Source organism: Stenotrophobium rhamnosiphilum (assembly GCF_003052265.1).
GTDB classification, from domain to species: domain Bacteria; phylum Pseudomonadota; class Gammaproteobacteria; order Nevskiales; family Nevskiaceae; genus Stenotrophobium; species Stenotrophobium rhamnosiphilum.
On the sequence record NZ_QANS01000005.1, the window covers coordinates 195,615 to 218,178 of the forward strand.

General features: G+C 52.6%; 25 protein-coding genes. 1 reads left to right on the plus strand and 24 read right to left on the minus strand.

Going from position 1 to position 22,564, the window contains the following annotated elements; genetic code table 11:
* Positions 1 to 6: 6 nt before the first annotated feature.
* Genes fliQ through CJD38_RS13815 form a run of 6 tightly spaced genes read right to left on the minus strand, consistent with a single transcriptional unit; the run spans position 7 to position 3,324 of the window.
* On the minus strand, positions 7 to 276 hold the full coding sequence (gene fliQ / locus CJD38_RS13790) for a flagellar biosynthesis protein FliQ (protein ID WP_107940941.1): 270 nt from the start codon (positions 274 to 276) through the stop codon (positions 7 to 9).
* The gene (gene fliP, locus CJD38_RS13795) at positions 273 to 1,022 is read right to left on the minus strand and encodes a flagellar type III secretion system pore protein FliP (protein ID WP_107940942.1); all 750 of its coding nucleotides are present in this window, start codon (positions 1,020 to 1,022) and stop codon (positions 273 to 275) included. Before fliP ends, fliQ begins: the two co-directional genes overlap by 4 nt.
* Positions 1,019 to 1,417 (minus strand): flagellar biosynthetic protein FliO, encoded by a 399-nt coding sequence (gene fliO / locus CJD38_RS13800; RefSeq protein ID WP_107940943.1) that lies wholly within the window; start codon positions 1,415 to 1,417, stop codon positions 1,019 to 1,021. The genes fliP and fliO overlap by 4 nt, the downstream gene beginning before the upstream one ends.
* A gap of 2 nt (positions 1,418 to 1,419) precedes the next feature.
* Entirely contained in the window at positions 1,420 to 1,791 is a 372-nt protein-coding gene (fliN, locus tag CJD38_RS13805) for a flagellar motor switch protein FliN (RefSeq protein ID WP_107940944.1), read from the minus strand.
* 4 nt (positions 1,792 to 1,795) lie between these two features.
* Entirely contained in the window at positions 1,796 to 2,797 is a 1,002-nt protein-coding gene (gene fliM, locus CJD38_RS13810) for a flagellar motor switch protein FliM (RefSeq protein ID WP_107940945.1), read from the minus strand.
* On the minus strand, positions 2,794 to 3,324 hold the full coding sequence (locus CJD38_RS13815) for a flagellar basal body-associated FliL family protein (RefSeq protein ID WP_161554246.1): 531 nt from the start codon (positions 3,322 to 3,324) through the stop codon (positions 2,794 to 2,796). Before CJD38_RS13815 ends, fliM begins: the two co-directional genes overlap by 4 nt.
* A gap of 499 nt (positions 3,325 to 3,823) precedes the next feature.
* On the opposite strand from CJD38_RS13815, the gene CJD38_RS13820 reads away from it, so the two are divergent.
* Positions 3,824 to 6,352 carry a pyridoxal-phosphate dependent enzyme gene (locus tag CJD38_RS13820; protein ID WP_494546298.1) on the plus strand — a complete coding sequence of 843 codons (2,529 nt, stop codon included), beginning with the start codon at positions 3,824 to 3,826 and terminating at the stop codon, positions 6,350 to 6,352.
* 21 nt (positions 6,353 to 6,373) lie between these two features.
* Here the strand turns inward: CJD38_RS13820 and CJD38_RS13825 are convergent, their stop codons facing one another.
* From CJD38_RS13825 to CJD38_RS13915, 18 genes are all read right to left on the minus strand, one after another.
* A complete protein-coding gene (locus CJD38_RS13825; protein WP_161554248.1) occupies positions 6,374 to 7,450 on the minus strand; it encodes a flagellar hook-length control protein FliK in 1,077 nt (358 codons plus the stop codon).
* Positions 7,451 to 7,463: 13 nt separating this feature from the next.
* Positions 7,464 to 7,922, minus strand: coding sequence for a flagellar export protein FliJ (fliJ, locus tag CJD38_RS13830; RefSeq protein WP_107940949.1), 459 nt, complete (start codon positions 7,920 to 7,922; stop codon positions 7,464 to 7,466).
* Between the two features lie 11 nt (positions 7,923 to 7,933).
* Positions 7,934 to 9,286, minus strand: coding sequence for a flagellar protein export ATPase FliI (gene fliI / locus CJD38_RS13835; RefSeq protein WP_107940950.1), 1,353 nt, complete (start codon positions 9,284 to 9,286; stop codon positions 7,934 to 7,936).
* Positions 9,283 to 9,918, minus strand: coding sequence for a FliH/SctL family protein (locus CJD38_RS13840; RefSeq protein ID WP_107940951.1), 636 nt, complete (start codon positions 9,916 to 9,918; stop codon positions 9,283 to 9,285). The genes fliI and CJD38_RS13840 overlap by 4 nt, the downstream gene beginning before the upstream one ends.
* A complete protein-coding gene (fliG, locus tag CJD38_RS13845; protein ID WP_107940952.1) occupies positions 9,902 to 10,909 on the minus strand; it encodes a flagellar motor switch protein FliG in 1,008 nt (335 codons plus the stop codon). The genes CJD38_RS13840 and fliG overlap by 17 nt, the downstream gene beginning before the upstream one ends.
* Positions 10,902 to 12,569 carry a flagellar basal-body MS-ring/collar protein FliF gene (gene fliF, locus CJD38_RS13850; RefSeq protein ID WP_107940953.1) on the minus strand — a complete coding sequence of 556 codons (1,668 nt, stop codon included), beginning with the start codon at positions 12,567 to 12,569 and terminating at the stop codon, positions 10,902 to 10,904. The genes fliG and fliF overlap by 8 nt, the downstream gene beginning before the upstream one ends.
* Position 12,570: 1 nt before the next feature.
* Positions 12,571 to 12,894, minus strand: a complete 324-nt coding sequence (fliE, locus tag CJD38_RS13855) for a flagellar hook-basal body complex protein FliE (protein ID WP_107940954.1) — start codon at positions 12,892 to 12,894, stop codon at positions 12,571 to 12,573.
* 97 nt (positions 12,895 to 12,991) lie between these two features.
* On the minus strand, positions 12,992 to 14,521 hold the full coding sequence (locus CJD38_RS13860) for a sigma-54 dependent transcriptional regulator (protein WP_107940955.1): 1,530 nt from the start codon (positions 14,519 to 14,521) through the stop codon (positions 12,992 to 12,994).
* A gap of 45 nt (positions 14,522 to 14,566) precedes the next feature.
* Entirely contained in the window at positions 14,567 to 16,015 is a 1,449-nt protein-coding gene (rpoN, locus tag CJD38_RS13865; RefSeq protein ID WP_107940956.1) for an RNA polymerase factor sigma-54, read from the minus strand.
* A gap of 136 nt (positions 16,016 to 16,151) precedes the next feature.
* The gene (locus CJD38_RS13870) at positions 16,152 to 16,814 is read right to left on the minus strand and encodes a response regulator (protein ID WP_107940957.1); all 663 of its coding nucleotides are present in this window, start codon (positions 16,812 to 16,814) and stop codon (positions 16,152 to 16,154) included.
* Positions 16,815 to 16,870: 56 nt separating this feature from the next.
* Entirely contained in the window at positions 16,871 to 17,413 is a 543-nt protein-coding gene (locus CJD38_RS13875) for a PilZ domain-containing protein (RefSeq protein ID WP_107940958.1), read from the minus strand.
* A gap of 63 nt (positions 17,414 to 17,476) precedes the next feature.
* Positions 17,477 to 17,890, minus strand: a complete 414-nt coding sequence (gene fliS / locus CJD38_RS13880) for a flagellar export chaperone FliS (protein WP_240783630.1) — start codon at positions 17,888 to 17,890, stop codon at positions 17,477 to 17,479.
* A 247-nt stretch (positions 17,891 to 18,137) separates the two neighbouring features.
* Positions 18,138 to 18,893, minus strand: coding sequence for a hypothetical protein (locus tag CJD38_RS13885; protein ID WP_107940959.1), 756 nt, complete (start codon positions 18,891 to 18,893; stop codon positions 18,138 to 18,140).
* Positions 18,894 to 19,085: 192 nt separating this feature from the next.
* Positions 19,086 to 19,757 carry a DUF1963 domain-containing protein gene (locus CJD38_RS13890; RefSeq protein WP_276307800.1) on the minus strand — a complete coding sequence of 224 codons (672 nt, stop codon included), beginning with the start codon at positions 19,755 to 19,757 and terminating at the stop codon, positions 19,086 to 19,088.
* Between the two features lie 133 nt (positions 19,758 to 19,890).
* Positions 19,891 to 20,475, minus strand: a complete 585-nt coding sequence (locus CJD38_RS13895) for a hypothetical protein (protein WP_107940961.1) — start codon at positions 20,473 to 20,475, stop codon at positions 19,891 to 19,893.
* Positions 20,476 to 20,589: 114 nt separating this feature from the next.
* Positions 20,590 to 20,844: a DUF2164 domain-containing protein gene (locus CJD38_RS13900; RefSeq protein WP_107940962.1), complete on the minus strand. Its 255-nt coding sequence runs from the start codon at positions 20,842 to 20,844 to the stop codon at positions 20,590 to 20,592.
* Positions 20,845 to 21,489: 645 nt separating this feature from the next.
* Positions 21,490 to 21,936, minus strand: coding sequence for a hypothetical protein (locus CJD38_RS13910; protein ID WP_107940964.1), 447 nt, complete (start codon positions 21,934 to 21,936; stop codon positions 21,490 to 21,492).
* 60 nt (positions 21,937 to 21,996) lie between these two features.
* The gene (locus tag CJD38_RS13915; protein WP_107940965.1) at positions 21,997 to 22,329 is read right to left on the minus strand and encodes a hypothetical protein; all 333 of its coding nucleotides are present in this window, start codon (positions 22,327 to 22,329) and stop codon (positions 21,997 to 21,999) included.
* Positions 22,330 to 22,564: the final 235 nt, after the last annotated feature.

Sequence of the window (22,564 nt, forward strand, 5' to 3'; positions counted from 1 at the left end):
GCAGCGCTAGCCGATGAGATTCGGAATGTTCTCGAAAAGACGCTGCGTAAACTCCATCAGCAGCCGCAACATCCATGGCCCGGTAAAAACCAGTACCGCAGCCATTGCGACCAGCTTCGGGATGAAGCTCAGCGTCATTTCGTTGATCTGTGTGGCGGCTTGGAAGATACCGACGATGACACCGACTGCCAGCGAAGTGAGCAGCAACGGCGCAGCCAGCATCAACGCAAGTTGCAACGCATCGCGTCCTTGCGTGATGACGGTTTCCGGTGTCATGAAATGCCCCGGAAGCTGGATGCCAATGTGCCCATCACCAGCGCCCAGCCATCCACCATCACAAACAGCATCAGCTTGAACGGCAGCGAAATGATCATCGGCGACATCATCATCATGCCCATGCTCATCAGCACAGTAGAGACGACGAGGTCGATGATCACGAAAGGAATGAATAAGAGGAATCCGATCTGGAAGGCCGTGGTTAATTCACTGGTGACGAATGAGGCAGCCAATACGCTGAAAGGAATATCGTCGGCGGTTTTATATTGGCCGTGACCTGCAATCTTGGAAAAGGTCATCAAGCTGGATTCGCGAGTCTGCGCCAGCATGAATCCACGCACGGGTTTTGATGCAGCGGTGACGGCGGGCTGCAACTCCATCTTGCCATCGAGATAAGGCTGCGCGGCTTCGGTGTAAACCTTGTCGAACACCGGCGCCATTACAAAGTAAGTAAGGAATAGAGAGAGGCCAATCAGAATCTGATTAGAAGGCGTTTGGCTGGTGCCGAGTGCTTGGCGCAATAAGCCGAGCACGATGACGATGCGGGTGAATGAAGTCATCATCAGCAGTGCCGCTGGCAACAGCGACAAAACCGTCATCAGGATCAACACCTGAATGTTGAGGCTGTAAGTGCTGCCACCACCCGCTGCTGGTATCACTGTAATCGCAGGCAAGCTACCGGCTGCTGCAAAAACTTCTGGCGCCATAAAGCCCAGCAAGCCGAACAGAAGAATGTTCTTGATCATTTGCTCACCTTGCTCTGAATCAATTGACGCAGGCGCTCTGCAAACGGTGAAAGCTCGGAGGCTTGCTCACTAGTGACTACTGGCGCTTGATCGAACACATGCAGCGTTTGCACGCGGCCTGGTGCAACACCAATCAACAAATGCTTGTCACCGGCCTGCACCATCAGCACTCGCTCACGCGCGCCGACTTGGATGCCGCCATTGATACGCAGGCTGCTCGCGCCGCCGATGCGGGCGCGTTGCATCCAACGCATGATCCAAGCGATAGCGAAGATCACTGCCAACACCAGCGCAAGGCTGAATGCTGTGGAGAACAGATTCCCCGCCATCGAAGTTGAAGTGGCGGCCACAACTGGCGCAGCGGTTTCAGCAGCAGCTGTTGTTGGAAATAACATGATTAGCGCAGGCGACGAATGCGTTCTGCTGGGCTGATGACGTCAGTCAGTCGAATGCCGAACTTTTCATTGACGACCACCACTTCACCGTGTGCGACGAGCGTGCCGTTAACGTAAACATCAAGCGGCTCACCGGCTTCGCGTTCCAGCTCCACGACGGAGCCTTGATTGAGTTGCAGCAGATTGCGAATGGGGATGCGCGTGCGGCCCACTTCCATCGAGAGTGTTACCGACACATCAAGAATGACATCCAGATTGACGTCGCTGCTGGTGTTGGGGCTGACAGCAACATCGCTGTCCAGCGTTTGAAAGTTGGCGCGTTCCGCTGACGATGCGGTTGCTGACGCGTTGGAATTAGGTACTGGATTGCTCATGGTCTTAGTTCCTGCGTGTCGTTGAGTTTGTTTCGCGGCTAATCACTTCACTGATGCGAAGTGCATTGCGGCCGCAGCTGACGCCAAACGTTCCGCGGAAAACCGGCAGGTTCTCCACGCAAATATCCAGCGATCTGGGCATGTTGATTGGGATGATGTCGCCAGCTTTGAGCTTCATCAGGTCACGCACAGTGATGGTGCTGCGTGCGAGGTCGGTGCTCACTTCCACTTCGGCATCTTTGATCTGCTCGCGCAGCGACATGGTCCAGCGTTCGTCACGGCCCATGCGATCCGACTGGATACCGGTATCAAGCTGATCGCGAATCGGCTCCAGCATCGAGTAAGGAATGGTGACGTGAAGATCACCGCCGCCGCCTTCCAGTTCAATATGGAATTTGGAAACCACCACAATCTCGGAAGGCGAGACGATGTTGGCAAAGTGTGGATTCACTTCTGAGTTGATGTATTCAAAATCCAGATCCATCACTGGCGACCAGGCTTCTTTCAAATCAACGAAAGCCTGACGAATCATCAGCTGAATCACGCGGATTTCAGTCGGCGTGAACTCGCGCCCTTCAATCTTGGTGGCCAAACGACCATCACCACCAAAGAAGTTTTCAACTACTGAAAACACCAAGCGTGGTTCAAAGATAAACAGCGCGGTGCCGCGCAGTGGTTTGATGCGAACCAGATTGAGGCTGGTCGGCACAAACAGTGAGTGGGTGTATTCGCCGAACTTGGCCATCTGAATGCCGACGACCGACAACTCTGGCGAGCGGCGCAACATGTTGAACAGGCCAATACGGAACAAACGAGCGAAGCGCTCGTTGACCATTTCTAGCGTCGGCATGCGGCCGCGAACAATGCGGTCTTGTGAGCCAAAGTTGAATGGGCGTGCTTCGTTAGGTGCGGCAGGCGCCTGCATCTCAACTTCAACATTGCCGCTATCAACGCCGTGCAACAGCGCGTCGATCTCGTCTTGCGACAACAGCTCTTTGGTACTCATTGGATGACGAAGCTGGAGAAGTAAACGGCTTCGATACCGGCGCTGCCGGTTTCTTCTTTCAGCACGCGCTGAATTTCTGCGAGGGCTTTAGCTTGCAGCGCTTCTTTGCCTGCGCGTGTGCCGAGTTCAAAAGCATGCTGCTGTCCGAACAACAGCAACAGGCTGTTACGAATGCGTGGCATGTGGGTCTTGGCGTCTTCAATCGACTTTGGATTGCGCGCCATCACTTCGAGATCAACCTGCATATAACGCAGAGCTTCGGCGTCTTCCAGATTCACAACGAATGCAGGTTGCAGCGGCAGATAAATCGCTGCGGCCTTGCCACTGGCAGGCGCTGCATCAGCCGCTTTGCCATGAGCATCGTGACCGGCGGCACTGCCTTGCGTGGAATACCAAAATCCACCACCGCCACCAGCAGCCAACATCAGCAAGCTGATGATGTAGACAAGCGCTTTGCTCTTCTTGGCTGGAGGCGCAGGCACCTGTCCAGCCTGGTCTTCTCGAATGGCGTTTGCAGCTGCAGACATTTTTGACATCCCCGTCTTGTGACTTTCCACAAGGAGAGGAGCAAGCCGTGTGCCACACGAAATAATGATTTAAAGGCTATTCAAACAAGCACTTATTTTTGGCGACGGAAAATTGACTGGGTTATGGAAAAAGGGATGTCGAGTAACTGGCGTCTTCTGAGTAGGGCGGGAGTATCCCGCCTTCCGCGAAGTCGGCAGACGCGAAAGGCGGGATGCTCCCGCCCTACGGTTGTAGCCCGGGTGCAACCCGGGTCTTCCATTAATCATGCGGCGCTTCCCGGGTTTCACCCGGGCTACACAGCTCGCGTGGCTTAGGAGGGGGGCAGTTCAATTCTTATGGATTTGCCCATCCATGACAGGTAACATTCTGTAGGGATTTGCTTACATCTGTGGCTTTTTCCAAATAGATATAAAGGGCTCGTCGTTAGACAGCGCCCACTAAGACTCAAGGTTGAGTCGGCTAAATGGGGAAGCAAGGATGCGAGCGTTATTGATGGTTATGTTTGCAGTATCTGCTGCAATCTTAACTTTAGGATCGCCCTCCGCTACGGCGTTAGGACTCGGAGACATCGAGCAGCGATCCAACTTGGGTTCACCCCTACACGTTTTAATTCCAATCACTGGCGCAGGCGAAGAAAGCCTTTCAGCCGCCGTTGCCCGTATTGCCCCAGAAAATATTTACGCGCGCAATTCCATTGAGCGGCCGATGTTGCTCGGTCGAACCAGAGTAGAAGTGGTGAAGCGGGATGGAAACTCGTTCATAGAAATCACCAGCAGAGAATCTGTACGTGAACCGATCCTTGATCTGATCATTGAATTGATCAGTATCGATGGCAGCAAATTGCAACGCAGCTATTCACTACTGCTGGACCCACCAGATTCCCGCGCGCCTGTACAGACAACGGCGAGTACAAAACTACAAACTGTGCAGCAGCAATCGCCAGCCGTTCAGATGAAGCCATTGGCTGTCGCCGAAGCACCGCAGCCTGTATTGCAGACTCCAACACCCGCCAAGGCACCGGTTAAACAGCAACGTCGTATCGCGCCAGTTGCGCAGCCACAGAAGCTGGCGCCGCCTGTATTGGATACCTCAGAACCGATCACGCTTGAGCATCCGAGATTGAAGCTGTCAGAACGACTGGAACACCCGCCGTTTATTCGTGCAAGTGAACCCGCAAATATCAAACGGGATACGACACCCCAATTGTTAACTACATATGGTGTCAACGCGGAAACAACGACAACACTAGCAGTAGCTGAGGACGTAGCCCCTGCGGCTGGAGTGGAATCGAATCCAGAACAAACCGCTGCGATCGACAAGAAACCAGCAACAAGCGGCATCAGCAATATCTGGATCGCTTTCGTTGCGCTGTTAGTGGCGGTAGCAGGCTTCAAGTTTTGGCAGAAGCGCTCGACATCAACACGCCCATCATCACCAGCAGCAGCATCAGTGCGCGTTGAACAAGATGAAGTGATTCCGGCGACACCCTCGCAGAACATCAACTCAGCGCCAGCACCGATTCCGAACGAAATACCAGAACATTGGCAAGACCCTATTCCGCTTGTAGAAGCTGCGCCAAGCTATTCGCCACCACCACGCGAGATTGTTGAGGTCGCCAAAGCTCCGCTCGAACAACATCCGGAGCACGCGCTCAGTTTCTACCACGATGTGGCACAACTTCTGAAAGCATCACTCACGCAAGAGCCCAAGCGTCGCGATCTGCGTTACAAGCTGCTGGAAATTTTCTACGCTGCCAATCTCAAAGAAGAGTTCCGCGAGCAAACTCGTTTTTATCTCGAACAGTTGGAAGGCCGTTCTGATGAAAACTGGGCAGAGATTGTGCGTATGGGCCGCCAGTTACTTCCCGACAGCAATTTGTTTAGCGATACGCCGCAGGTTCTCACGCGAACCACGGTACAAGTATTGCCAGTGATGCAAACGCCGAAGAAGCCGGAGTTTGAGCGGTTCTACGAATCCGTCAATCAGAGCGAACTCAGTGCTCGACAAGCCGAGCTTGAGCAGGATTGGGAGCGGATTACGCAATCCGCTTCGTTTGAGCAAATGTTCAGAGAGTTGATGCAGCAGAATATGCCGCGGCCTACTCCGCTACAAAAAATTGAGCGAGTCGCCTCGGATGAAAACGGCGCACAGATCTTCCGTAAGTTTGAAGATCAACGTGGCGCAACTGATATCCCTTTGATTAACGCCTGCGGACAAGTACTGCTGGGACAGTGTCTGGGCAAAAACAGAATCATCACCGCGACCCAAGATGGAATACACGGCGTTGCTGTAGCGACAGTGGCACGCCTGCTCCGCATGAAGTGCACCATCTATATGCCGCAAGCGACGCAAGAACAGAACGCTGCTCGCCTGCGCCGTATGCGCGAGCTGGGCGCGGACATCATCACGCTTTATCCGTCGATGGATGCCAGCCATGAAGACATACGCTCCAGAGCGCTGGAAGATTGGTTTTTGGACAGCAAGGGCAGCTTCTATGTGAATAGCATTGATGCTGGTCCTTATCCGTACCCAAGCATCGTCCAATATTTTCAAGGCATCGTGGGTCGTGAGACACAAGAACAGATGCACGAGCTCGGAATTCTCCCAGACGCAATCATCGCGGGTACCGGCGATGGATTCAGTGCGATTGGCTTACTCGGTCCCTATCTCAATGATAAGCAGGTGAGTCTGTATTGCGTTGAAACGACCGTGCCGTCCTCACAACAAAAAATCCGTCATCGATTTGGTCGCGAGCATTCGTGGATGCGCACCTCTGGCCGTGTGTCGTATCTGACGACAAGCATTGCCGATGCCACGCAGACCATTGCAGATGCAGAAAAGCAATATGGCTGGTCATTGGATCTGCCTGCTGCTGAAGTGCTGGCACAAGCAAAAGTGCTAGCGCGGAAGATGCGTCCCGATCAGAAATTGCTGGTGATGCTGCCCAAGCCCGAAGACAGTCAAATCGTTCCGACAGCCTGGCACGTCACTACAAAAGGCCCAATCGATTTAGCCCTTAAGCAATAAGCCGTTCAGCGCGGAGCTGGCTTAAGCGTAATCGTCGACGAGGCCACGGCGCCAACGAACGGGCGGTGCCTGCTCTGAATCCTGTGGCTCTGAAGAATTTCTGGCGTGTGGATTCGGCTGATGCGTATCGGGCTGACGGCCACTCGTGTCTTGTGGCGTCTGCGAGAACACCTGTGCTTGCGACAGGTTGAGTCCCTGCTGCGAGAACATGTCACGCAAACGAGGCAACGAGGCTTCTAGTGCATCACGCGTCATCGCGTGCGTGGCGGTGAAGCGCAGATCAGCCTTGTCATTCTCGATGCGGATCTGGACGTTAATCGGCCCCATATCGTCCGGCGTCACATTGATCTCAACCTTCTGCATGCCCTCGCCGACTGCCCACAACAAGCGGTGGCCCAAAGCGGCAGGCCATTCACGATTGGTGATCGGCAATTCATCGAGCACACCTGGCGCAGTCACTGGCAATGCCAGTGCTACTGCCGTCATGGTTGGCGCCTGATGGGTTGGAGTTGCGAGTAGTGGCGCTGGCGTCGGCGCTGGTGATTCGATGTCTGCGAGTACAGATGCAATGAGATCGGCTTTGTCGGTCATGCGGCCGTCAATCACCGGCGGCACTTCTTTCGCGGCAACAGTCAAAGCGACTGCGACGGGAGTTGAAGTGTCTGGCGTATCAACAACTAGCGTTGCGAGCGGATTTGTAGGGCTTGCTGCTGGAGGTGTGCGAACTGTGTTTGGTGAGATAGCTAGCGTTGCAATCGCATCATCCTGTCCGCCTGTTGCCGGAGGAGCATCATTCGGTGGCAGCACGTTGAGCAGAGACATCAGCAAAGCAATATCCGGAGTAGCGGCTGCATCTGTCGCATCAGCCGAAACCACTTTGGTTTTAGCCACAGGCACTTTTGCTTCGATCTTTTGTCCTGCCGTCGCATTGGACAGTACTTGTCCAAACAACTGAGGCAGTGGGCTGTCGTCAGACGATTGCACCGCATCATCCTTGGCAACGGCTTTCTTCGGCCCGACTTCCTTGGCCGAGGACAGATCCACACTCATTCTTGATGAGGCAGTCTGACTATCAGCGCTGGCGCCCATGCTGCTCATCACATTCATCGGCTTACATGCCCGAAGCAGCGTTCATTGCCAAAGCTCGAAAATAGCTTTGGCTGGCACGCTCATCGGAATTCTTTTGTTCGATGCGTTCAGTCTGCTGTCGCTCCTGCATGCGATACGAAGCGGCGAGTTGTTCCAGGACGCCGACATCGCGACGCTTCAACAACCAGCGAGTGCGTTCGGCTTCGCAGCGCTGCTTGGCTTGCTCCAGCAATGTTTTCTGAAAGCCTTCTGCTTCACGCAACTTCGCCAGAAAAGCGTGGCGGTTGCTGATCAGCGCTGGCGTGCTAGCAACGGTTACGGTGTTGACGTAATCCTGCAGATAACGCTGCAACTCCGAGAGTCGCGTTTCATGCTCGGTGACTAGGCGCTGGCACTCGGCCATCGCGCGCATTGCCTCATCCTCGCGCTTATCGGCAACAAGCTGAAGGGGTTCTAAACGCGATGATCGGGAGGGTGACATCGCCGTTTCCTTTAATTAGTGGTCAGCAGGTTTTGCAGGGCGCCCAAGCTGCCCGCGCAAGTGGCAGGCTCGCGTACGTCCTGTTTAAGAAATTCTTCAATCCGCGGCCACATCGCAATCGCGGTATCAACGCGTGCATCGCTGCCCTTTTGGTACGCGCCAATACTGATGAGATCGCGATTACGTTGGTACGCGGAGAACAATTGGCGGAAACGTCTAACCAACTGCTGATGCGGTGTATCTGTGATTTCAACAGCGCAGCGGCTGATCGAAGATTCGATATCGATTGCTGGATAGATGCCAGAGTCGGCAATTGAGCGTGACAACAAGATGTGTCCGTCCAGAATACCTCGCGCGCAATCGGCAATCGGATCATTCGGATCATCGCCTTCTGTCAGCACGGTGTAGAACGCCGTAATGGAACCAGTGCCGTCGAGTCCATTGCCTGCACGCTCAACCAGTTGTGGCAGACGTGCAAATACCGATGGCGGATAACCGCGCGTTGTTGGCGGCTCACCCACAGCCAAACCAATTTCACGTTGTGCCTGTGCAAAGCGCGTCAGTGAATCCATCAGCAGCAGAACGTTCTTGCCCTGATCACGAAAATATTCTGCAATAGCTGTTGCCAGAGACGCACCACGTAAACGCATCAATGGCGAACGGTCAGAAGGCGTCGCCACAACCACCGCGCGACGCATGCCTTCTGGCCCCAAGCTGTTTTCAATGAACTCGCGGACTTCGCGACCGCGTTCACCAATCAGGCCCACGACGATGACATCGGCATTCGTATAGCGCGTCATCATGCCGAGCAATGTCGATTTACCGACGCCAGTGCCCGCGAACAAACCAATGCGCTGGCCACGGCCAACGGTTAACAGAGAATTGATGATGCGAACGCCGACATCCAGCGGCTCACGGATAGGCGCACGCGACAGCGGATTGATGGGCGTGCCATTGAGACGCACGCGGTCGGTGCAACGTGGCGCAGGTTTTCCGTCGAGTGGTTGGCCTTCGCCATCCAGTACACGACCAAGCAGTGCATCACCGACAGCGACTTCTGCGGCATGACGAATGGGGATTACGCGGGCATTAGGCAACAGGCCATGCATCTCGCCTGCTGGCATCAAGAAGATTCGATCACCGGAGAAGCCGACAACTTCAGCTTCCTGTGAAACGCCATCGGCGGCTTCAACACGGCAGCGTCCGCCAATCTGCACGGAGCAACCGACTGCTTCAAGCGTCAGTCCAACGACGCGTTTCAGCACGCCTTCAACGATGGGTCCACGCACACCATTAAGGCGCGGGCTCAAGCCATCAAGCGATTTAACAAGTGTCTGGTCGCGCTCATCGCGCCAGGCGTTCAAGCGTCCTCGCCGAGCAAGGCCCGTTCAATATTGGTTTGGCGTGTGTCCATGCGCGCATCAATCTGGCTGGACTCAGTGACGACGCGGCAATCACCGCGGCGCAGCGTGGCATCCGCCACCAGTTTCCAGTTTGCATCCGTGGTCAGACTCAGCGTGTTCTTCAACGCCGACAAATCATCCGGATGCAGAAAGATCTTCATCTCGCGCGTGCTGGTCGTCACTGCTGCGACGGCTTCATTCACTGCGCCAGTAACCAGTTGCGGATCCAGCTCAATCGCCTGATTGACCAAGCGTCTTGCGGTATCCACCACCAAGCGAATCAGCGCATGTTCAACTTCTGCGCTGAGATCCTTGAGCGGACGAGACATGTGTTCGAGTAGCAAGCTGATCTGAGCGGCAACAGCCTGTGCTTCACGGTTGCCATTGGCATAGCCTTCGGCATGACCGCGGGCAAAGCCTTCTTCGTAGGCAGCTTTCTCAATCGAATCGAGATGCGCAGCCGTATTCAGCTTGCTGCGCGAAACCATCGGATTTTCACGATTGTCGCGGCCGTCTTCGGACAGCGGTGGGCAATTCCAAAGCGTCGCGCCAGCGCTTAATTCATTGGAGAGAACTTCAAACAAATTCGTCACCCTTTCCGCCGAGCATGATGGTGCCGGCGTCCGCTAAACGGCGTGCAATGACCAGAATTTCCTTCTGCGCGGCTTCCACATCGGAGACGCGTGCCGGGCCCTTGGCTTCCATGTCTTCGAGCAACATTTCTGCTGCACGTTTGGACATATTGCTGGTGATCTTTTCTTTAACGCGTGGTTCTGCACCCTTGAGTGCAACGCCGAGAATTTCGGGGGGCACGTCGCGAAGCAGTGCCTGAATGCCGCGATCATCAACTTCGCCGAGATCATCAAACACAAACATCAGTTCCTGAATGCGAGTATTGAGGTCTGCATCCAGTTCTCCAATCTTGGTGGAGATCGCATTACCAACTGACGAGTCCATCAAGTTGAGAATGTTAGCCGCGACCTTGATGCCGCCGACGCTGGAAGATTTGATGTTGTTACCGCCAGAGAATTGCTTCTCCATAATTTCATCCAGCTCGCGCAGTGCGCTCGGCTGAATGCCATCCAGGCGTGCGATACGCACCAGCACATCGCTGCGCATACGCTCAGGCAACAAGGCAATCACTTCCGCTGCCTGATCTGGATCCAGATAGGCCAACACGATCGAAACAATTTGCGGATGTTCATTGCGCACCAGATCAGCAACAGCGCGCGTCTCCATCCACTTGAGTGCTTCAAGACCCTTGCTGTTACGGCCGAGCAAGATGCGGTCAATCAGGCCACTCGCTTTATCTTCACCCAGTGCGCCGGTCAGTACACGGCGAACGTAGTCATCTGCACCAACACCCAGCGAAGTCTGCGACTCCATCTCGGTGACAAAGTTTTCCATGATCTGCGTGGCGTGTTCGCGTGACACATTGTTCAGCGATGCCATCGCCTGCCCGACTTTCTGCACATCCTTGGCGCCCATGTGCTTGAGCACTTCGGCGGCCTCGGTCTCGCCCAGCGACATCAGGAGAATCGCTGCGCGTGCAGATCCATTCGTCGCTGCCTGTGCTTCAACCATCGGTGTTCACCCATGTTTTAATCACCTGCGCTACACGCTTGGGATCGGCAGCAACCGCTCCACGCGCCAGTGCAAGTTTCTGTTCGTACTGCGGAACTGGGCGCGGCTTATCGTCTGCCGCGCTGTGGCTGTCATCGAGCATCGCGGTGATGGGCGCGCCTTCACTGACGAGCCTGGCCGTGACTTGTTTGTTGGGATCTGTCTCAGCCAGATACTTGATGGCTGGACGCATCACTGCAAAAACCAGAATGACGATGATCAGAACAGCGAGGCCCTGACGTCCGTACTCACGAACTTCCTGGCGCTGCCAGATCGGAGTTGGGGCTTCGACTGGAATTGGATTGGTGGTGAACAAAGCGTTCTGCACACTCATGGTGTCGCCGCGCTTTTCATCAAAGCCAACCGCTTGTCTCACCAGATTCTCGACCTTGGCTAATTCATCTTTGCTCAACGGTGCCAGCGTGGTGCCGCCTTTGCCATCTGACTTTGGCAAGTTGTCGACGAGTACTGCGACGGAGAGACGACGAAGTTCGCCAGCCGGACGACGCACATGGCTAACCGTGCGATCGACTTCGTAATTACGCGTGCTGTTGCGGCTCTCGGTGATTGGATTGCTGCTCGTCGTGTTGCTGGCTGCAATTGGAGTTGCACCTGCTTTACCCGCAGCAGCCAATGCGCCCGGTGGATTCAGTGGCTGCGCCTGAGCATTGCTCGGTGGCTGATTGCTGGTTGCACCAGGAATGCCTTGAGCGCCGCCACTTGGGCCACGCGTGGTGTTTTCAGAAGTCTGCTCGCTACGCACGATGGCGGAATCTGGCTTGTAACTTTCAGTGGCTTCTTCAGTCACCGAGTAATCCATATCCGCAACAACCTGTGCACTGACGCGACCGCTACCGGTCATCGGCGTCAGCAGCTGTTCAATGCGGCGAACGTAATCGGCTTCCAGTTTGCGAGATTGCTCAAACTGGTTTGCAGCTTGTTGGGTTGGATCGTTGGCATCACCCGAGTTGCTGAGCAAGTGACCGTATTGGTCAATCACAGTGACATTGCCAACCACAAGATTCGGCACGCTGGATGCGACCAGATGCACGATCGAAGCAATCTGATTGCCGTCGAGACTACGACCCGGTGCAAGATCAACCAACACCGATGCACTCGCAGCTGAACCGCCATTGGCAAAAACAGATTGCTTAGGAAGCGCCAGATGCACACGTGCACCTTGTACTGATTGCAGACTGCTGACCGTGCGACCCAGCTCCGTCTCCAGCGCATGTTGATAGCGCGCGCTCTCAACAAACTGGCTGGTGCCGAAACCCTGCTCCTGCTGCATCATCTCAAAGCCCATGCTGGTGCTCTTCGGCAAACCCTGCGAGGCCAGTTTGAGACGCGCTTCGTAAACCTTGTCAGCAGCCACCATCACGGCGCCGCTGTTGTTGTCGAGTTGAAACGAAACGTTCGCCGTACGCAGCGCTTCGGCGACGTCGGAAGAATCTTTGGTCGACAAGCTGGAATAAACCGCAGCCATCGGCGGCTTCTGTGACCACATGTAGATGCTGACACCGGCGGCGACTGCGCCTGCGATGCCCACCAGAAAAAGGATCTGGCGCAGACCGGGAATTGCGCCGAGTGAATCCATTCGTGGAAGTGTGAGTTGGGCCATATCAGATCGGCATATTCATGATGTCTTGGTAGGCACTCACCAAGCGATTACGGACTTCTGCCATTGCTTTAAATGAAACCTGAGCACTCGCCTGCGCGATCATCACCTTGGCCAGATCAGCACTGGGATCACCCATCTCGAAAGACTGTTGCAGTTGGGTGGCGGTTTGCTGCGTTTGATTGACTTGCGAAATGGCGTTGCCGACGAGTTGGCCGAAACCACTTTCCGTCGGACTTTTGGCAGCAACGTTTGCCGGGCGATTGGCCGCCTGCTCACTCAGTGAGCGAATCTGCGACAACACGCGGTTTACGTCGATGTCATTCATGCTTGCCAAATTCCAAAACCGTTCTCTGTGTTACATCGAGCAATTCTTGTGCCCAAGGAGAAATCACCAGCAGTGACGGAATCCTGACGTCCATTTTTTAGGCGCTGATGGCCTCACGCAGTTCGGTAACGTCCTGCATCAGGTCATCAACATTTAAGTCCGAAGAATCTTCTCTTTGAAGACCGTACTTACGCAGCTTTTCAACCAGCGTGGTGCGGCGCGTGTTCAGCAGTTTGGCGGCGTGAGCGACAACACCATTAGCCTGACGCAGCGCCTGCTTGATCAAATTGAGTTCGATGTTGGCGATGTGATCCTTCAGATCAACGCCGTCTGGAGGCAACTGACTGAAGCCCGGCATTGCAACAACGGCTGGCGATGGCATGACGTTGTCTTCAGTAGAAGCTTCTTCGTCAGCATTGGCCTGCAAGGTTTCTGGCAGTACCGTCTCCATGATGCTCGTTACTTTTGAAACAACACCGCGACGATAGGTCTGTGGCAGATCCGTGGCCTGAACCAGACCGCGTGGATGCAGCACAGCAAGACGTTCGATCAGATTGTGCAGTTCACGCACGTTGCCTGGCCAAGGATACTGGCGCAGAGCATTGATGGCGTCGGGTGCAAAGCGAACCGAGCCGTGACCGTTGCGATCCATGCTGACGGTGATGTCATCAATCAACAGCTGCAGATCATCGATGCGATCACGCAGCGGTGGGGTTTCGATTGGGAACACATTGAGGCGGTAGAAGAGATCTTCGCGGAAGTTTCCTTTGCGAATGTTTTCTTCCAGATTGCGATGCGTAGCAGCAATAACGCGAACATCACAACGAACGCTGTGGTTGCTGCCAACGCGTTCATAGGTTCTTTCTTGCAGGGCGCGGAGAATCTTGACCTGCATCGGCAAGCTCATGTCGCCGATTTCATCAAGGAATAGCGTGCCGCCATCGGCCATCTCGAAACGACCTTTGCGAGTGGTGATGGCGCCGGTGAATGCGCCCTTCTCATGACCGAAGAGTTCGCTCTCCAGCAATTCTGAAGGAATCGCGCCACAGTTCACGGCAACAAAAGGCTTGTCGCGGCGATTGGAGCTTTCATGAATGGCGCGTGCAACGACTTCTTTGCCCGTGCCAGATTCGCCGGTCACAAGAACCGTGGTGTCGAAACCAGCAACCTGCTCGATCATACGACGCAGACGCTTCACAACAGGAGAGTTTCCTGTAGGGCCGTCTGACAAATATTTGACCACTTCGTTGATGCGCTTGCGCTGCATATGCGTGCGCTTGAGCAAGTCATGCAGTTGGGTGTATTTGAATGGGAAATCCAAAGTCACGCACGCCAGACGATCAAACTCAAACTCTTGCAGAATCTGTTCATAGAATTCTGGCAGCACCAGCAATGGCGGATGGTAGTGATCACGCTTGAACCACTCGGTAAATTTTTTCAGTGATTCGGCGTTGTCGAATTTTCCAATGACCACGGCCACCCAATCTTGGGGGCTGTGCTTGTTCAAATCGATTTCAGCTGCATCACCCACCAGCACCGAACGCCAATCGATGAACTGCAGAATCGAACGCAGAATTTCGCTTCTTTGCGCATCTGCATCGATTACAAGAATTTTGGCTTCAGACATGGTGCTCTCACTTGAACTTATTTTTTTAGAAACTAACTGGCAAAACTAGACTGCGATGCGAAGCGCCTGACGCGGCTTCTGAAGACGTCTTTCTTTTGCTGAAGCAATCTTCATCGCCTCGCGATACTTGGCGACTGTTCTACGAGCCACGTTCACACCCTTGCGATGCAACATTGCAGCGATGGCACCATCGCACATCGGTGCGCTACGGTTTTCGCCATCGATGATGCGACGGATGATGGCTTTGACGGCAGTGCCGGAGGTTTCGGATTCCGCACCACCTAGCATGCTAGGGAAGAAATCCTTCAGCTCGTAAACGCCCCATGGCGTTTGTACGTATTTGTTGGTGGTGACGCGGCACACGGTCGATTCGTGCATCTCGATGGTGTCTGCAATCTCGCGAAGCGTCAGCGGCATCATGGCTTCTTCCCCATCAACGAGAAATTTGGCCTGTCGTGAGAAGATTGCGCGAGCGGTTTTTAGCAACGTGGTGTTGCGCATTTCGACACCGCGCACCAACCAGCGAGCTTCCTGCAACTGGTCACGCAGTACGCGATGTTCGGAAGAACCAATCAACAGTTTCTCGTAAAGTGAATTCACGCGAATGCGTGGTAGCGTTGCTGGGTTGAGGTCGATCTTCCAGTTGCCTTGGCGACCGCTGACGATGATGTCTGGCACCACTGCACGTGCCGGACTATTGGCGGATGCACCTGGTTTTGGGTTGAGCATCAAGATCAGATTGATGGCGACAGCAAGTGTGTTGTCGTCGGTCTGGAACACTTCTCTCAGCGCTGCGTAGTCTTGTGCACCGAGTGCGTTGAGGTGCTGTCTAACGATCTCATTGGCCATTTCAAGACCTAGGGTCTTGCGCGGCAGATCGCGCAGTTGGAGTAGCAGGCATTCGCGCAGATTGCGTGCAGCGAATCCGCTTGGCTCTACAGCTTGAACCTTGTGCAACACCGCTGCGACGTCCTGCTCGGTGACGTCCAGTTCGGAAAGCTTTTCTGCAATCTCAAGCAACGAGCTTTCGAGATAGCCGTTGTCATCCACTGCTTCGACAATCGCCAACGCAATGCGCATGTCCATCGGATCATTCAGGCTGGTGCGCAGCTGTTCCAGCGCGCGGATGCGAATATCTTCTGATGGCATTGCAGGCGTGCGATCTTCTATTGGATTTTCGTCATCCATTGGTTCGCCGCCGGACCAGCTGTCTGCGCTGCTCCAGTCGAAGTCTTCTGACATCTGTTCAAGTGCAGTCGCGTCGTTTGCAGACACCGCAACAATTTCTTCGTGGTTGCTTGCTTCTGCGGGAGCGGCTTCTGACTCTGTGACTTCGGAGTCTTCGTCCTGCTCAAGCATCAGGTTTTCTTCTAGCGCTTGGCGGACTTCTTGTTCTAGTTCTAGTGTCGACAGCTGCAGCATGCGGATGGACTGCAAGAGCTGCGGGGTCATCGCGATCTGTTGGCCCAGATGCAAGCGAATTCCTGGATTCATTTTGTACTCTCCTCAATTCCTTTTGAGTGAAATGCAACGCTGCATTTCGTTGAAGCCATCATTGGCCTACAGCGTCAAATCTCCAATCGTTCATTCCCTTACTGCGTGTAAGGGGAACCCTTACATTTGGAATTTTTCAGGCGCTAGGAGTTGGGAATGAGGTGACAGGATTTGATCCGTCAAATCCATGACGGATTGCGTAGTGAATCAAGGCATTTGAAGTTTTGAGATGCAGAGCCTCCATCGCGCGTGCGCGATGCGTCTCTACGGTTTTGATGCCGACACCCATGATTCCTGCGATCTCCTTCGTGGTGCTGCCACGTGCGAGGAGCTGCATGATTTGACGCTGACGTACGGTCAGTGAGGGCCGATCTTCGCCACGCTGCAAACGGCGCTGTTCAAGCGCGCTGCGTGAGACCTTGGGGCTGAAGTAACTTTGTCCACGAGCGGTGGCGCGTAGGGCAAGCTCGAGTTCTTGACGCTCTGCATCCTTGGCAACAAAGCTGGCGATGCCTGCTTTCAACGCTGCACGTACAGGCTGCATCGCCGTTTGATCAGACAAGACCAACACTGCGCTGGCCGGATAATGTCGATTGATCTGTTCAGTGCAATCGAGACCACTCATGCTCGCGAGATCCATATCAGTGATGACGATATCGGGTCTGTGTCGCGCGACGAGTTTCAGTAATTCTTGGCCATCGCCGGTCTCGGCAATAACCTTCATTCCATGCATCGTTTCAATCAAGCAGCGCACGGCTGCGCGCATCAAAGTTTGCTGATCGGCAAGGATGATTTTCATAGTGATGCGTCGGCTCGGTTGGATGAAGATCCCCGTCCCCGCACCGCTTGCCACGGTTACTTTTGTACGAGAGACCTTGTTTCAGCAACCGAACGACGGTGATGCAGAAATACATGCTGCTCCAGTGCCAAATAACAGCTCGCCCCCGGATGTTCTAAGCATGCCCCCACCCATCCATCATCCTGTTCCTGAACAACTGCGGGTAAACGCAGAGGCTCGGCAATACAGGGATTCAGGTACAGCGAGAGCATGATGCGCGATCCCTTAAGTGGTACTGGCCTTACCAACTTCCAACGTAGGTAATCGGCTGACAAACGGAGTTCGACCTCGTCGGGCAGTTTCAGATGGGTTCGAGCGATGCTGGCAACCAGCCCTAGCAGCAGATCCATCTTCGAATGCAGGCGGTTAATCTCCTGCTCCAACTCGCCCTCTTCGCCCACCATGCGATGCCGCTCTTCGATGGCAGCCACCCTGCCTAGCAAGCTGACATTGCGTTCGCAGAGACGTTCTAAGTAGAGGGCGTCCGGCGGCGCGGATAACTCCACCCAATCCAAGGGCAGCAAGTCGTCATACGCCAGTGTTTTGACAGTTTCTTTCATGGTCAGCTACCCCCATGCCATTTCCGTACCCGAGGAGCCGTTGAGTCGCCCAACCCGGACGAATCAGGAAAGCGGCGACGCCCGAAGGTTGAGTGGAATGGCATCCCAGGCAGATTTGACGTCCCGCAGCAGCCCGGCGACCTCGTCGATGATCGCCACATCATCATCAACATTGGCCTTCAGCAGACGACGCACCATGTAGTCGTAGAGGTTCTCAAGATTGCGAGCGATGTCACCGCCAGCCTCGTGATCAAGATTGAGGCGCAAGTGCTCAATGATCGCGACCGTCTTGGCCACGCCATGCAACTTCTGCGGACGATCCTTTCGCAACACACCGCCCTTGGCCTGCGCGAGACGATCCAACGCGCCAGCAAGCAGCATCTGCACAAGCTGATGCGGACTGGCATCGCCCATGGCGCCAGCAACGTCGTTGGACTGATATTGCGCGAGCGCTGTGTTCTGACGATAAGCCATCATCTGAGTATTCCTGTCTGTGCCTTAGGTACATCGGCATGGGGTGGGAATACTTGAGTGGGTTTTCTTTAAAAAACCTTGGGTGAGCTTTTGGGCGCGCTATTTGAAGTTGGGGTGATTTGTTGGGGTTGTTTTGTGCCAAGTGCTGTAGGTCACACTTCTCAATTCATCGTCACAAAAAAGACGTAAGCAATGTTGGAGTTCAGCCGCCCCTGTACGTGGTCGACTGGAACGACTTGTTGGGGAAAATTTACGACTTAGTATCTTCAGCGCCATCGCGAAGCGCGACAATCCCTAAGTACAAAGTTATTGGGACGGTCTTTCTGTATGCAGGCCCCTGAAGATCAAAGGCCAACCATGCCCCGGAGAGCACCCACAGAACCGGGCCCAATGCATTTACCCAAGGATTTCTTTTCATAAGTTCTTTGACCAATTGCTTTGCTGCCTCCCTGCCTATTATTTGTGCAATAAGGCTGATGATTATTGTTTCAATAATTCCAAGCGTGATTTTTGGCCCAAGAATTTCGACAAGGATTGGCAAAATTAAAACCTTGCCATTTCCTTTTATTTTTTCTATTACCGCTTTTATGTCGGCATTTCCCATGCCGATATCTTTAAATGCGTTCGATAGATCCTCAGGGCTTTTGCTTAGGAGCTCTTTCTCGACAACAGCGTTAACAAGGCGCTCTAAGCGAGCCTCAACGCTGCCCCCAATCTTTATTTTTACACTAAGCTTTTCGCATACATCATTGATTATTTCTGTTGCGCTGACACCCCCCGAAGAGCTGAATAGAGCGCGTTTCAAATAGGCAAGATCGGAAGACCCAAAATATTTTATTTGTTTATCTATGAGGGTTATCAGTTCTTTCTTGGCGTTTGGGCTGCTGCCGCTTTGCGCCAAAAGAGATTTTCTCTTCTTATCATCAGTAAATGACAGGTAGCTATCAAGAACCTCTGAAAGGTAATTGAAGTCTTCTTTCTGGCACTTTTTTAGTATGGCTTCCATAACTTCTCCTGATTTAACCTAACGTTTAACTTTAGCGGCGTGCCAAAGGCACGTCTGCTTGAAGAAAGGGTTTGCCATATCTGCGAGGTATATGAAATATGAAATAAGGGGTCGGAGTAACTATTTCGAAGATTAAGCGAATAATTACTCCGGCCCCTTATTTTTAAAGCTGACGTTGGCAGCTATATGCAATTACCCACATGCCCAGCCGAAGGCTAAGTTACTTGGATGAATTGCACATTGGCTAATGTGGCCACATCCAACATCACCAAACATGTAAGGAAGATGACCACTCGAATCAATTTGAAAAACAAGACGCATCTGTGACCCACATTCAGGACATTGCGGATATTCAACGCCTTGAACCCAAGCTGGCCAGCCTAAGAGCTTTTCTCCCGAGCGAGGAAAGCCCTTCTCGCTGAGTTCCTCGGACTCCTCGTCAGTCAATTCAACTCCGAGCGATCGAAGCTCTTCCCAATTTGGCAGGTCATGGTCCACTTTCCAACCGACGATGAGCTTAGGTGGAAAGCCATTTAGAACCGCGGATGAATCTACCGCCTCAGACTTACCTTCAGCACTTACGATTCTCAACAGCGTGCTTTTCGAGAATGGGAAGAAAGCTTCACAATCAACCTCGCATAGAGGTTCAGAGTTAGTGCAATAGAAAAACTGTAGGAGTCCTTCACCCCATGGCGAGGTTACTTGCTCCGGAAGCTCAGAGGGATTTAGTTGCAGAAAAAGCTGCATAGGCTTTCCGCAGTTTTGGCAAGCGGGCCATTTGCTGCCTGAAGGCAAGAAAGGTGCGCCGGAAAACTTTGACGCATTTAAGGGGCCATCCTGGGGGCGACTACAGGAAGCCAGCAAGGACGTTCGAATTTTGTAAGATTCATTTTACTTCCTTGGAATTACCTCAGAATTTTACTGACGTTGCAGCCATCGCAAACGTCCCCCTTCGACGAGTAAAAGAAATAAGGGGTCTTACTCGCCGTATCAGCGCTCATGTATTTTCTCCCTCTTGTAGTTCACTAAAATAGATAGCTTTAAAGTTCTTCATCCACCTAAAAACCTCGGCAGATAAGCTTGTAATGCCGATCACTGAACATATTCCCCAGAAATTCTGGAGTGAGGGCGAGCGATGAATGCATTCATGAGAACAGTTGGATTCTTCAGGAAACGCAAAGAAGTAAAAAATTAGGCCATAAGCGAGCGGTATCGAAATCAATATTAACGGAGAAAAATAACGCTTCCATCCTGTTGATCTCCAGATTTTCACGTACTCTGACTTGTCCTTAATGCCTGCAAATATTAAAAAATAATACGGCATCAGGACCCAGTAAATTGAAAACAAAAAACCTGTTGTTGAAGGAAATTCGGAGCGTTGTACCCAAGTATCGATTGATGGCACCAGATAGGAAAGCGCAGCAACAAATTGCTGCACTAGCAAAGATGTCCTGATTTGATCTTCATCTGTAAGGAATGGGATCAGAATGACAAATGCAATTGGCAACCAAAATATTGGTCGCTTGATCAATGGATCCTGCGCTATTTCATTCCAGACTTTGGGATCAGAAGGTAGATACATTTGCTTTCCTGTCTAACAGCTATCCATTCCCTATTCTTGCGAAATATGCGATCAGGCCAAATGGAAAAAACAGCCAGTATGTTGGAGCAAATAATGGGTCGGAGTAATTATTCTTCATTTTCGGAACTCCGTCGGCCTCTCAAGCTGATAAATAGTCTCGGACCACTCCTCCAGCTTGCTGGAAAGAATCGCTTGAGCGTCGTATAGGCCGCGGTTATAAAAGTATGTGCCCATTTCGCTTGAGAAGAATTCGAGCAAGAACTCAGCATCGAATCTTCCAATCTCTTGCTTGAGCTCTTCAATAAAATAGAGCTGAATCTTCTTGACGATGATGGCAGTCTCATCGGCCGTGAATTTAATTTCTGGCATGAACTTCCCTGTACGTTCTTATGATCAGACCCAAATGTCTGGTGGCAATTATCTTGCCACGGGCATGGGCCACTGGATGAGCCATATAAACGGATAAGGAGCCTGAAAAATTACTCTGCCCCCTTAAGCTTTCGTATTTTTTACTTTGTTGCTTTGCCGAGAGAATAGAAAGCCCAAACACCCAGTACCGCTAATGCAGCGTACGCTACGCCGGCAACTAACCCGATGGACTTGCCCACACTAAAGTGCGACTTAGCAACCGATTTTATTTGAACGACAGGGATAGAGATGCTTCCCTCATTACTCTGGCCAGTCAATGTGCGGCTATCAATTGATACTACTTTTAGTTGAATGTTGGTTCCTGCGTAGGTAACCACAGTGACTGTATCGCCTGGCTTCAGGCTCCCTAGCGTATTCGGAAGTTTGCCGCCTTGGCTCACTTGCATCGACGTACATCCAATGAGTGAAAGGATTAGGAGAAATGTGAGAAGAGTTCTAGGCATACGCGCTGATAGAGAATTTGGATCTTTATAGTTAAACATCGACAGCAAACCAAAGAAGAAAATTAGGAGATCGGATTAAATATTCGAATAACTACTGCGGAGCTCTTACCTTTCAGTATGGAACTCCCAAGCCGTAAACTTTTTACGCCTGCTCCGATTCGCCGTGTAGAGAATCTAGCAAATGTGATCGACGCATAAGCCAGACGAAGAAGATGATATTCAGAACCACCCCGACAAAAATTCTGAAAGCTTCAGAATCAAATGGCCCGATATTGCGAAAACCCAGTGCATAGGAATTCACTGAGATTGCAAACACGCACGCCGTAGCGATAAGTGGACCAGTTACTGATTTTCTGAATACTCGTACCTTTGGAAATACACGCCAAATGATCAACACAAGCAATAAAGAAATTGCGTAGTAAATAGGCGTGTATGCACAAGCAAGAGCGACTTGCCAAAAGATGGCCGAGAACACACCTGCCTCCGACGATGACCATGTTCCGGCAAGTCCGAAAACTGCAAGGACAGCAGGCGCTGCAAGTGGGCTGGCATAAAGTGCGAGAGTGTCGATTTCGTCAGAGATTTTCATCGAATGCCCAATACTTGAATTAGACCGACCTACAGAGCGGCGAATAAGCAGGCTGAGGAATTAATCGAGCCCAGCCAAAATCTGACTCATCCGCTTACCAGTGGCAGATTTTCTCAAGGCGAAGATGATCGCCTTACTCAGCACGTCCTCTGAGAATTTCGGATGCGCCAAGTCAGTCGCGCATGCGAGCGGGCCGACAAACGTTTCCCAGTCATCACCCACCCACCATTCACAGTCGGATGGCGGGACGTCTTCATCGATCTCTTTCGAAACGAAGCGCTGCGTCTTCGAATCAAAAGACACGTCTTCGTTGATGCCCGTGACGATAAAACGGACTACAGCCCCAGCGTAGGCGGTGCAGAACGACTCGTGGATATCTTTTTCGATTTTCATATTGGCATTTTCTCAGGAATGGCCACGAAAGTGCATCTGCACTTAATAGGTCAACGGGGAAACGGAAACTTCAGCAAAAGCCTGTCCCTGATTTTTTATGCTTATGCTTGGAATGTTGCCGTATTAGCCCGCAAACGCAATTACCCATTTGGCTAATTGTTTTCGAAAATCAATATGGCTTAATTGCCTTTCTTGGGCAAGAAAGTTTGCTTCGAGGTGAAAGCGGACATCCAAG